Genomic DNA, 11,241 nt, shown 5'->3' on the forward strand with positions numbered 1-11,241 from the left:
CGTCCCCGCTCGCGATCTATCCAACTCGCGAGCGGGGACGCTCGCACTGTGAAGAAATTGCTTTTTGCATTCATTGAGATGCTCCCCACAGGATTTACCCAAAAACTGGTTTCATGTGCTACTTAGGATCGCAAATTAAATAATTTACACTATTGAAAGTGGGACGGGCGGGACGCCCATCCTACAAAAACCATCAAATTGTAAGTTATTTAATTCTCATTCCTAAGTTGGTAGGTTGGATTGTTGGATGTATAGAATCAACCTACTATTTCTCAATTCCCAATTCCCAATTCCCAATTCCCAATGCCCGATGCCCAATTCCCAATTCCCAATTCCCAATTCCCAATTCCCAAAAAGTTTTATGTTTGTTTCCGGTTTAGAGCTTTGGCAGTGGGTGAATCAAGCTAAGATTGATGCGATCGCCTCTGAAATTCCCCAAGCAGAACTCGACTGGCTGTTGCAAGAGCTGGCAGGTTTGGATAAGTTGGCTCTGCGTTTGGAGTCGTTTAAAGATTTGCCAGAAATTAAATTAAAGTTGTCTGTATCAGAACTCGATCGACTTTGGCAGCGGCGGTTGCAGGAACGGGTGCCGGTGCAGTATTTAACGGGAGTTGCACATTGGCGGGATTTTTCGCTGAAAGTAACGCCGGCGGTGCTCATTCCTCGTCCTGAAACGGAATTGCTGATCGATTTGGCGGTGGATGCTGTGAAAAGCTATTCAGTGAATCCAGCATCGCATTGGGTGGATTTGGGAACTGGCAGCGGGGCGATCGCGATCGGCTTGGCTTGTGCGTTGAAAAATACTACAATTCATGCAGTAGATTGCAGTTGGGAAGCTTTGGCAGTGGCTCGACTGAATGCTGAAAATTTAGGCTTTGGATCGCGAATTAATTTTTATCAAGGTTTGTGGTGGGAACCGCTAGAATTTCTCAAGGGTAAAGTTAGGGGCATGGTGTCTAACCCGCCTTACATTCCCAGCAGCACGGTGCTGACTCTGCAACCGGAAGTTTTGAAACACGAACCTCACCTGGCCTTAGATGGCGGTTTTGACGGCTTAGATTGCATCCGGCATTTGGTAAATACGGCTCCCGATTATTTAGAATCTCGGGGAGTTTGGTTGGTTGAGATGATGGCGGGACAAGCCTCTGCTGTGGCCGATCTGCTGGAAAGTCACGGGAGTTATGATGATGTTCGGATATTTGCGGATTTAGCAGGAGTCGATCGGTTTGCTTTAGCTTATCGTGTTTAGATTCCAACAATATACTGAGAATCTAAAATCTAAAATCTAAAATCTAAAATCTAAAATCGGATGACTCAAGTTTCGATCGCATCCTTGATTCAAGGAGCAATTTCAGGAGATTATATTGTCAGCTTTCCCACTGATACTGTACCCGCTTTGGCGGCGCGGCCCGATCGCGCGGAGTTGATTTTTGCAGCTAAAGGGCGCCGTCAAGACAAACCGCTGATTTTGATGGCTGCATCGGCGGAGGCTTTGTGGCCTTACGTGCAGGGGAGTCCAGGAGAGTTCAATTTGTGGCAGCAAGTGGCTGCATCCTATTGGCCTGGGGCGTTAACTTTGGTGCTGCCGGCTTCGCCACTGGTGCCGGCTGCTATGAATGCGATCGATCGCAGTACGATCGGCATACGAGTACCTAATTTTCCCGTTGCTCTCAAGATTTTAGGGCAGACAGGCCCTTTGGCTACTACCAGTGCTAATTTATCGGGCCAAGCGCCTCTGTCGTCGGTGGCAGAAATTGAGGCGCAGTTTCCCGAAGTCTTGACATTAGTTGCTACTGAATTAGCAACAGCGCCAACCGCACCGACGGCTTCGAGTTTGCCTTCGACTGTGGCTAAATGGACTGGCGGCGGTTGGGAAATATTGCGACAAGGCGCGATCGAGCTAAAATGCTAAAAGCTAAACTCCTAGGCAAAGCAATATGACGCCGATCGGCTGGAGCGACTTGATATATTTAGGTATGGGGCTGGGACTGGGTTTGGGAAGCAGTTTGATTTGGCGCGGGCGGCAAAAAAGCTCGCAACAGCCAGAACCTGCGCCCTATGTACCCCCAACTCCTCAAGAAAATGATTTAGAGAAGTTTGATGCCCTTTCCGAGCAACTGAAGCAAACTCAATTGGCTTATCAGATGGCATCGGAGATGAGTCTATTTAAGGCGGGTTTTTTGGCTCGAACTTCTCACGAGTTGCGATCGCCCCTGAGCACTATGATTGGTACGCTCCAATTAATTCTGTCGGATTTGTGCGACGATCCTGCTGAGGAACGAGAGTTTGTCGAACAAGCTCACGGTGCAGCACTCAAGCTGGTGAAATTGATAGATGAAATTATCTCTGTTGCTAAAACTGAACACGGCACTGACAAGATGGATGTTGAGCCGATTCAGTTAGCTAAGGTTTTTGATGAAATTGATGATTTAACTTACTTACAAGCTGCTAATCGCAGCATTCGTTTGGAGATATTACCGCCCGATCCGGGGATTTATGTATTGGCAGATTTGCCGAGATTTAGGCAAGTTTTAGTCAATTTGATAGATACTGCTATTGCTCAGATGGAGGAGGGAAGTATTTCTGTTTCTGCACATTCTTCGCCGGAATCTGGATGCGTTCATATTTGGGTGGACGATCAGCGCTCGGTTAGTGCTTGGAGCGAATCTTGGGATTTGCTGAAGCACGATTTGGAGTCGGATGCTACTAAGAGCAGCGATAATTCTCACGTCTCTTCTGGCATGAGGTTGTTGATGAATCAGACACTTTTAACTTTGATGAAGGGAAAGTTGGAAGTTTTGGCTGTGCCTTCTGAGTCGGAAGAGTCCAATTTTAACCGCACTCAGTGTTCTATTCCTTTGGCAAGTTTGTGAAGAAGGAAGTTCGGCAACGGATTTGGTAGCGGATGTAACGGATTAAATAAAGGGATTTAATGGAGGTCGGGAAGAGGGAAGAGTTAAACAGTTGACAGTTGACAGTTGACCTGTGACAGCGAAGTGATAAGAACGGAGATTTAAACTCCGTTCTTATCACAATCTGCCGACCTGAGTAAGGGCTTCAAACCCCGGCTATTCGGTGAATTATTTGTAAATAGTATGGTGTGAATAGCACGCCATACTATTTATAGATTTTGGTGCGATTTTTGTGCTGGTTTAGCAAATAGCAGTTAGCAATTCGCCTTTGCTAATTTCTAATTCGATATTCTCTTCTAGGAGCTGATTTTCAAGTACCATTGTGGTGCTGGCGTTATGCTGAAAACCGATGCGCTCGTAGAAGCTTTGTTTGTAAGTTGTCATCAGGTAAACTCGCTCTACTCGGCACATCCGAGGGTGACTCAAGACAGTTTGCACTAATTTGCGGCCGAGTCCTGCACCTTGGTAATCTGGATGAATGGCGACATCCCAAATGGTGGCTCGATAGATGCCGTCTGAGGTGGCCCTGGCAAAGCCGATCGCCCGCGGCCCATCCCAAACTGTCACAACTGGTTCGCTATTGGCGATCGCAATTTCCCAATCTTCTATCTTGCGCGCCCTCGCCCAAAAGGCCGCGGCTTTAAATAGTTCTTGGATTTGTACTATGTCAACGCGATCGCGACTTGTGCAAAATTGAATGTGACTCGAATCTCTAGTCGTTGATGTCATGCTCAATGTGCCTTTAACTTTTATCTAAACTGTGTTACTTTTACGGTCTTGCAGGAGTGAAAGTTGATTTTCCTTGGGAACGCTCGACAATTGAATTCCCGACTTACAAAACTATTTTTATTTATACACAAAACGCAACTAATTTCCGTAATTATTAATACTTTTTTGTATAAAGTTTGTGAAAAGTTTTTGACTCAAAGTTTTCCAGTCATAAGTGGTACTATTTGAGATTTAAGATTGGGTCATCTTTTTTGTTGACAGTGGCTTGTAGGGTGTGTCATATCGTTTCCGGTTGTATCGGAATGATTTATTTAACCACAGAGAGCGCAGAGGGCACAGAGAGAGAAGATGGAGATGAAGACAGGATGATGCAATCGGATTTGATATGATGGCTCAAAATTTTATCAAAAAAAGTATTGACAACCGTAGTACCAAAAAAATTGGACTGTGGAGTCAATACTCTCGTCTCAAATCTCAAATCGAGTGAATTAGTTTTTTAGCCAGCGGGCGGCATCTTTGGCGTGATAAGTCAAAATCAAATCGGTACCAGCACGCTTGAATCCTGTCAAGGTTTCCATCACCACTCTTTCTTCATCAATCCAACCGTTGAGGGCGGCGGCTTTCACCATCGCGTATTCTCCAGAAACGTTGTAAGCAGCAACTGGTAAATTAGTGGCTTCTTTGACGCGCCAGATAATGTCCATGTACGCTAAAGCTGGTTTAACCATTAGCATATCCGCACCTTCAGCAATGTCGAGAGCAATTTCTTTGAGAGCTTCGCGGCCATTTCCTGGATCCATTTGATAGGTACGCCGATCGCCAAATTGCGGAGCAGATTCCGCTGCATCCCGGAACGGGCCATAATAAGCTGAGGCATATTTTGCCGCGTAGGACATGATGGGAATATCTTCAAATCCAGCCGAGTCTAATCCTTCGCGAATTGCTCCCACAAAACCGTCCATCATTCCCGAAGGTGCAATAATATCTGCACCAGCTCTAGCTTGAGCAACGGCAGTTTTTTTCAGCAATTCTAGCGTCGGATCGTTCAAAACTCGCCCGCTTAAATCTCCGACTTCTAAATAGCCACAGTGACCGTGACTCGTATATTCGCACAGACAAGTATCGACCATGACAATTAAATCTGGTACGGCTGCTTTAACTGCTGCCGTCGCTTTTTGGACGATGCCGCAGTCGTGCCAAGCACCTGTCGCGTCTGTATCTTTGTCTGCGGGAATGCCGAATAAAATAATCGCGGGAATACCGAGATCGTAAACTTCTTTTGCTTCTTCTACGATTTTGTCTACCGATAGCTGGTAAACTCCGGGCATCGAGGTAACTTCTTTAGCAAAAGCTTCCCCCGGTACGGCAAATAGGGGGTAAATTAAATCGCTGGTTGTCAAGATATTTTCGCGTACCATCCGGCGGAGTTGGGGATGGTTGCGGAGGCGGCGGGGGCGGTGAGTTGGAAACATAATGTTTTTTTACGGTAGATTAAAGTCCGGATTTCTGGGATTCGCGACGTTTGTTTAAAAGTCTAAAGCTTATTGTTGGTCGATCGCCGTCAACCCAAGTAAAGTTCTGTAAAACCCATGATGTCCCTTGTTCGCAGTCAGAACTTGATGGCACTGAAAAAGCATCGCACAAAAAGCTGTAAGGCAACAGGTACATATATCGTGGCCTTACAAAGCCAAATATCTCTCTGTCCGGGACTCTGGCGCCATCTTCTGGTATGGGGCGTACAGGAAATTTAACTCCAAACTCGCCTTAAATTCAACACAAATCCCGGCAATACATCTTCACCCGATAACTCGGCTGGATCGATCGATATTTCTACTTCTGCTTGCTGTCGATAAATCTCTACCCGCCGGTTTTGGGGGTCAATTAACCAGCCCAATCTCGCACCGTTGTCGATGTATTCCCGCATCTTCGCTTGCAGGGTGGACAGACTATCAGATGCCGAGCGCAACTCTACTACAAAATCGGGGCACAGCGGAACAAAGCCTTTTCGTTCTTTTGGTGTTAGTGCTTCCCAGCGAGCTCGACTCACCCAGGAAGCATCGGGAGAACGGCGAGCACCGTTAGGAAGGATGAATCCAGTAGAAGAGTCAAATCCTTTTCCTAAATCCTCATTTAATTCGCACCAGCGATCGAGTTGTCCGCTGATGCTGAGGTTGCTATTGCCTGATTCGCCTCCGGTGGGTGGATTCACTATTAATTCTCCTTGTGCGGTTCTTTCTAATCTCAAGTCTGGATTTGCCAGTGTTAGGGCCTCAAATTGCTCGCCGGTGACTAAAAGGGCGATCGAATTCGGCACTTCTAGAGATATAGTTTGTGGTTCAGTAAATGTTTGTACCATATTCAATTCCAGGGTTTTTTGGGTATAAACTTGGTAACAAAAAAACGATTGTGCATGGTGCGTCGCTGTAAGATTTTCAATTTTGGTGTGCAGATTGTCGATCGCGACGCACTCTACGGTTGCTTTAGGTTTGTAGTGAGGACTTCAGTCCGCATCAAAGAAAGGACTGAAGTCCTCACTACAAACTTTTTACAACTGACCAAAACCTTTTTTAGACTTATTTTTTTCTTGGTTGCTTTAGGTTTGTAGTGAGGACTTCAGTCCGCATCAAAGAGAGGACTGAAGTCCTCACTACAAACTATTTTTTACAACTGACCAAAACCTTATTCAAAAATGTTGCTTTAGGTTTGTAGTGAGGACTTCAGTCCGCATCAAAGAGAGGACTGAAGTCCTCACTACAAACTATTTTTTACAACTGACCAAAACCTTTTTTAGGCTTGTTTTTTTTCTTTTTCTTCTGGCCGCCCATTCCCTGCATTCCCTGCATTCCCGGCATTCCTGGCATTCCCGGCAATCCACCCATTCCTGTAAAGTTACCTTGACTCATTTGCTGCATCATGGTACGCATTTTTTGGAAGTCGCTGACGAGTTTTGTTACGTCGTTTTCTGCGTAGCCTGCGCCTTTGCCGATGCGGCGGCGGCGGGATGGAGAACTTGCTAAAAGTTCGGGGTTGCGGCGTTCTTCAGTTGTCATGGAATTAATCATGGCTTCCGTGCGTTTTAACTGCACTTCGCCTTGCCGCATTTGTTCGTCGGTGAGTTTGTTCATCCCCGGAATCATTTTCATGATGCCGCCGAGGGAACCCATGTTTTTTAACAGTCTGGTTTGCTTGAGAAAGTCGGTAAAGTCAAACTTTGCCGTGAGCATTTTCTCTTGCATTTTTTCGGCATCGGCGATGTCGAATTCTTCTTGAGCTCTTTCGACTAGCGTCAAGACATCGCCCATACCGAGAATTCTCGATGCCATGCGATCGGGATAAAATGGTTGCAATGCTTCCACTTTTTCGCCGACACCGACAAATTTAATCGGCGCGCCGGATATTTGCCGCACGGAGAGGGCTGCACCGCCGCGGCTGTCGCCGTCTAATTTGGTTAAGATGGCGCCGGTAATACCGATTTGTTCGTGAAAGGTGCGGGTTAAATTTGCTGCTTCTTGGCCTGTCATGGCATCAACAACTAACAGCGTTTCGTGGGGTTGTACTGTTTGTTTGATGCGAAGCAATTCCGCCATCATGTCTTGGTCGATTTGCAGGCGGCCTGCTGTATCGACGATGATGGTATCTACGCCTAGTTGTTTGCCGTGTTCGATGCCTTGGCGGGCGATTTCTACGGGGTCGTTATCGGTACCTAGTTCAAATACGGGTACATCGATTTGTTTGCCGAGGGTGAGCAATTGGTCGATCGCAGCAGGTCGATAAATGTCCGTGGCGACTAGCAGTGCGGTAAGATTTTGCTTGCGGAGGTGCAGGGCTAGTTTGGCGGTAGCTGTGGTTTTCCCGGTTCCTTGCAAACCAGCCATCAGGATGACGGTGGGCCCGGATTCGGCGGTGGCGAGGGGTACGTTGGTTTCCCCCATGACGCGGACGAGTTCGTCGTGGACGATTTTGATGAATTGTTGGTCTGGACGGACGCCTGTAACGACTTCTGCGCCTTGTGCTTTGGCCGTTACCTCTGCGACGAAGTTTTTGACGACTTGGAGGTTGACATCGGCTTCCAGGAGGGCGCGGCGGACTTCTTTGATGGCGTCTTGGATGTTGGATTCGGAGATTTTATTCTGTCCGCGCAGTTTTTTCCAGGTGGATTCGAGTCGATCGGCAAGGGCTTCAAACATAGGGCTTTGTTGGCTAGTCAGTCTTTTTTATTTTAGGACTAAACGGGGCTGTTTGGATTAATGTTTTGCTAAAAGTTGTATTTTTAATTTTTTAATAGCTGATGAACGCGAATTAACGCTGATTAATTTGGATGTTTTTGAAGTTATAAAATGTGACTTTTCAACGAATAGCACGGGTTTGAAGCCCTTACTCAGGTCGGCAGATTGTGATAAGAACGGAGTTTAAATCTCCGTTCTTATCACTTCGCTGTCAACTGTCAACTGTCAACTGTCAACTGTTTAAGTATTCTGCGATCGCCCGTTGGACTGCAAACAGGGTGCGATCGCCCTTTTGGACTTTTTCGATTAACAACCTCCGTCTCAAGGATTCGACGGCTTTTAGAAATTCTGATGGCGATAATTCGAGCAGGGCTGGCTTTTTTGAGATTTCGACTGGTTTATTTTGATTTGCCAACCAGGACATGACTTGTTTTTCGGAGTCTGACAAGCGCTGAAAATGTTGCTGCAATAAATATTCTAAGTCTCCTAAAACTAAGCTATCATAGGATAAGAAATCAGAAATATTGCCGTTAAATAAGTCTAGAATTGCAGCGGCTGCTGTATTCAACCACAAGGGATTTCCTCGGTAAAGGTCGATTAATTCTGACCATTTTTCTGATTCTGCCAAGCCTTTTTCTGTGAAGATTTCTCGCGCTGCTTCTCCTAAACCATTGAGTTGCAATGTTTGACAATTTTTCTGCTGGTTTTCTAAGGATGCAATTTCTCTGGGTTTTTCCCAACTAATCAAAATTAAGCAACTGTTGTGGCATGATTCTGCTATTTGTTTGAAGAATGTGCCGTAATTTTCATAGCCTGGTTGATAGCTTCCTGCTAGTTGTTGGCTGCTGAAAATTGTTTGCACGTCATCGAGGATGATGAGACAGCGGTGCGATCGTAAATGGTGGATTACCCCCCCCAGCCCCCCCTTGCTAAGGGGGGGAGAAAGAGGTTGAATCTCTTCGCCCCCCCTTGATAAGGGGGGGTTGGGGGGGTTAGTTTCTTGCTGTTGCGATAGGAATTGAATTATGTCGGTTTGGAGTGTTTGGAGGGGTGGCGCGTTGTGGAGGCTGCGCCAGATGATGCAGTCGAATTCGTATTGAATTTGCGGGATTAGTTGGAGTGTCAGGGCGGTTTTGCCAATACCGGATAAGCCGAGGATGGTGATGAGGCGGGTGCGGCTTAAAATCCAGTTTTCGAGGGTGGTGAGTTCGGATGTGCGATCGAAAAATGTGGAGATTTCTGGTGCATCGCCTATGTCGATGCGGGGCTGTTTTGCTGTTGGTTGGGGGTTTTGGGGTGTTTTGGGCGATCGGGCTTTTTCAGAACAAACGTTAAAATTATGATTAACTGTTACATTCTCACCAACTGTTACATTTTCGCCAACGATTGCTGATTGATAATTATAAATTTTACTATTTTCTAATACGGCCCTAAAATTGTTTTTAGTAATATTTTTTTTCAATCCCTTAGAAAGTGTTTTCCAAAGGTCCGATCCGACATTTCTGACATGACTTGGACTTGAGTAAAGTTCTTGAGCAATTTGCGTGTAAGTTGCCTCTTCTAATGTCCCCCGCAGAATAGCATCTTGCACGTAATCTAAATGCTTTCCCGTCTTAGCAAAAATTAGCTGATCTGCCAGTGTCAAGACTTCTGCAATATCCATAGATTCGGGAAAAGCTGGAGTTTACGCCATTTATTATACCTGACATTTCGTACAATAGTGACATTTTTGATTTTGTCATCTATCTAAAGTCAGGATTTTTCCTACACAGCTCATCCTTTATATTAATTCATTAAGGTGTTGAGAGGATATTTTATATGAAGCGCGATCGGTGGCTCAGCGGTTTGTTGTCGGCTGGGGTATTGTCTTTTAGTTTAGCGACAGTTGGCGCACAAGTGGCACAGGCCCAGCGCCCTATTCCTTTGGCTGACCTCCCATGTGTTAAGCGATCTGGTTACTGGAAGAGTGACCAACGAGATATTTCTGTAGGCAGACAAATTTACACCACTGTTTTATATATTCAAAATGGTACTGCTATAACTTGTAGGCTTGCTGGTGGCCCCGCTTCTCTCCGACTGGAGTTTGCGATTCCTGACACCGAAAACTCCCCACCAGCACGAATAGATGTTTATGTAGACGGAAATCAAGTAGCTTCTCGCACTGGTGATGGAGGTCAAGTAAATACAATGCTAGTAGATATTAGCAATGGCAAAAGTCTAGCAGTAGAAGTATTTTGTGCTAGAGCCACAAATTGTCAGAGTTTTACTCCCTACTACTTTATGAAAGCTCAAATTGAGCCAGGGGCGCGCTCTCCAGGGGGTAGATAAATTATGAGTATCAGCCGCCGTCAATTTAATCGGATCGTCATCTGGGGTGGCGCTTCTTTTGCTGCTTCTGCCACATCCGGCATCTTTTTCCCCAAACCTGCCGAAGCTTATTCCCTAGAATTTCCGATTAGTGCTTTATCAGCCGATCGCGTTTTTAACGGCATTCAAAAACATTGTGCAGCCGAACCCATCCCCGGCGTTCTCTCACCAATTTTACAAGGTAATAGTAATGTTAGCAGTAAAATAGAGGTAGCCGCCGCCAACCGGATTCGCACCGCAGACAAAGAATTTGTCAGCCGCAATTTTACTAGCAAAAGAACCGAATTAGCCATGACTGGCAGTGGTGTTCCAGGGAACACGACTATCAGTAGTTTGTGGGGCCGGCAAAGACAGGATAAACTCGGTCCCAATGTTGGCTTTGGCTTCGTACAAAAGTGGGAAGATCAATACAGCGATTCCAAAATTTCCGGGCCGACAATGTGCGCGATTCATAACGCTCAAAGAGTCTTAGCCGATCAAAGATTGACACCTCCTGAAATCGCGGCTTCTGTATTGCCAACTCGATCGCGAATAGATGATAATATCTCTTGGGGAGGAGATGCCGATGCGTCTGCTGGGAGGAATCCCGGTGCGGTTTTTGCTCAATACGATACAGCGGCGGGTACGGTGACATCTCGCTACGATTTAGTTGAACCGGGGCCGAGAGGTTTTGGGCGGGTTGAGTATACTATTGAAGCGGAAGATCAGCCGCGGCGGGTGATTTTGTTGACGGTGAGGTTTTAGGGGAAATCAGCATTACAACGATCGCAATTACGACAATCCTGTAGGGGCGGGTTCACCATTATTTCTGATTCACATCCAGAATATTGATAAACCCGCCCTCCCCTATTCGTGGGATTGTGGCGGGTTTATTTTTTGCGTGTTCGAGCGTCAAATGGTGGGGTGGGGGCGGGTTTATTTCACCTGTTTGTTTGTGTCAAATATGGTTGGCGAACCCGCCCCTACAGTCAAATCGTGGGATTGGGGCGGGTTTATTTTACGATTTG

The 11,241-nt window shown here is 46.2% G+C and carries 10 protein-coding genes; 5 read left to right on the plus strand and 5 right to left on the minus strand.

The genetic code is table 11. The features are described 5' to 3' along the window. The first annotated feature begins 310 nt into the window (after positions 1-310). From prmC to QZ918_RS13585, 3 genes are read left to right on the plus strand one after another with little or no spacing between them, the layout of a single operon-like run. Entirely contained in the window at positions 311-1,249 is a 939-nt protein-coding gene (gene prmC / locus QZ918_RS13575; RefSeq protein ID WP_293335850.1) for a peptide chain release factor N(5)-glutamine methyltransferase, read from the plus strand. Positions 1,250-1,309: 60 nt separating this feature from the next. Continuing rightward, entirely contained in the window at positions 1,310-1,912 is a 603-nt protein-coding gene (locus tag QZ918_RS13580) for an L-threonylcarbamoyladenylate synthase (protein WP_293335852.1), read from the plus strand. Between the two features lie 25 nt (positions 1,913-1,937). Beyond that, positions 1,938-2,873 (plus strand): sensor histidine kinase, encoded by a 936-nt coding sequence (locus QZ918_RS13585; protein ID WP_293335854.1) that lies wholly within the window; start codon positions 1,938-1,940, stop codon positions 2,871-2,873. 279 nt (positions 2,874-3,152) lie between these two features. On the opposite strand, the gene QZ918_RS13590 is transcribed toward QZ918_RS13585, so the two are convergent. From QZ918_RS13590 to QZ918_RS13610, 5 genes are all read right to left on the minus strand, one after another. Continuing rightward, positions 3,153-3,641 carry a GNAT family N-acetyltransferase gene (locus tag QZ918_RS13590; protein WP_293258281.1) on the minus strand — a complete coding sequence of 163 codons (489 nt, stop codon included), beginning with the start codon at positions 3,639-3,641 and terminating at the stop codon, positions 3,153-3,155. 488 nt (positions 3,642-4,129) lie between these two features. Then, positions 4,130-5,113 carry a porphobilinogen synthase gene (gene hemB, locus QZ918_RS13595; protein WP_293335856.1) on the minus strand — a complete coding sequence of 328 codons (984 nt, stop codon included), beginning with the start codon at positions 5,111-5,113 and terminating at the stop codon, positions 4,130-4,132. A 275-nt stretch (positions 5,114-5,388) separates the two neighbouring features. Then, positions 5,389-5,997, minus strand: coding sequence for a Uma2 family endonuclease (locus QZ918_RS13600; protein ID WP_293335858.1), 609 nt, complete (start codon positions 5,995-5,997; stop codon positions 5,389-5,391). A 409-nt stretch (positions 5,998-6,406) separates the two neighbouring features. Beyond that, positions 6,407-7,828: a signal recognition particle protein gene (gene ffh / locus QZ918_RS13605; protein ID WP_293335860.1), complete on the minus strand. Its 1,422-nt coding sequence runs from the start codon at positions 7,826-7,828 to the stop codon at positions 6,407-6,409. Positions 7,829-8,099: 271 nt separating this feature from the next. Beyond that, positions 8,100-9,530: a helix-turn-helix domain-containing protein gene (locus QZ918_RS13610; RefSeq protein ID WP_293335862.1), complete on the minus strand. Its 1,431-nt coding sequence runs from the start codon at positions 9,528-9,530 to the stop codon at positions 8,100-8,102. Between the two features lie 155 nt (positions 9,531-9,685). On the opposite strand from QZ918_RS13610, the gene QZ918_RS13615 reads away from it, so the two are divergent. Together QZ918_RS13615 and QZ918_RS13620 are read left to right on the plus strand one after the other, a co-directional pair. After that, positions 9,686-10,195 (plus strand): hypothetical protein, encoded by a 510-nt coding sequence (locus QZ918_RS13615; RefSeq protein ID WP_293335864.1) that lies wholly within the window; start codon positions 9,686-9,688, stop codon positions 10,193-10,195. Positions 10,196-10,198: 3 nt separating this feature from the next. Then, positions 10,199-10,978, plus strand: a complete 780-nt coding sequence (locus tag QZ918_RS13620; RefSeq protein ID WP_293335866.1) for a Tat pathway signal protein — start codon at positions 10,199-10,201, stop codon at positions 10,976-10,978. The last annotated feature ends 263 nt before the right edge of the window (positions 10,979-11,241 follow it).

Origin of the sequence: Microcoleus sp. CAWBG58, from assembly GCF_020883045.1 — a bacterium.
In the GTDB taxonomy this organism is placed as follows: Bacteria; Cyanobacteriota; Cyanobacteriia; order Cyanobacteriales; family Microcoleaceae; genus Microcoleus.

Coding starts and splice junctions, on each gene's coding strand:
- prmC (WP_293335850.1), top strand. CDS start 311: ATGCCCAATTCCCAATTCCCAATTCCCAATTCCCAATTCCCAAAAAGT.
- QZ918_RS13580 (WP_293335852.1), top strand. CDS start 1,310: ATGACTCAAGTTTCGATCGCATCCTTGATTCAAGGAGCAATTTCAGGA.
- QZ918_RS13585 (WP_293335854.1), top strand. CDS start 1,938: ATGACGCCGATCGGCTGGAGCGACTTGATATATTTAGGTATGGGGCTG.
- QZ918_RS13590 (WP_293258281.1), bottom strand. CDS start 3,641: ATGACATCAACGACTAGAGATTCGAGTCACATTCAATTTTGCACAAGT.
- hemB (WP_293335856.1), bottom strand. CDS start 5,113: ATGTTTCCAACTCACCGCCCCCGCCGCCTCCGCAACCATCCCCAACTC.
- QZ918_RS13600 (WP_293335858.1), bottom strand. CDS start 5,997: ATGGTACAAACATTTACTGAACCACAAACTATATCTCTAGAAGTGCCG.
- ffh (WP_293335860.1), bottom strand. CDS start 7,828: ATGTTTGAAGCCCTTGCCGATCGACTCGAATCCACCTGGAAAAAACTG.
- QZ918_RS13610 (WP_293335862.1), bottom strand. CDS start 9,530: ATGGATATTGCAGAAGTCTTGACACTGGCAGATCAGCTAATTTTTGCT.
- QZ918_RS13615 (WP_293335864.1), top strand. CDS start 9,686: ATGAAGCGCGATCGGTGGCTCAGCGGTTTGTTGTCGGCTGGGGTATTG.
- QZ918_RS13620 (WP_293335866.1), top strand. CDS start 10,199: ATGAGTATCAGCCGCCGTCAATTTAATCGGATCGTCATCTGGGGTGGC.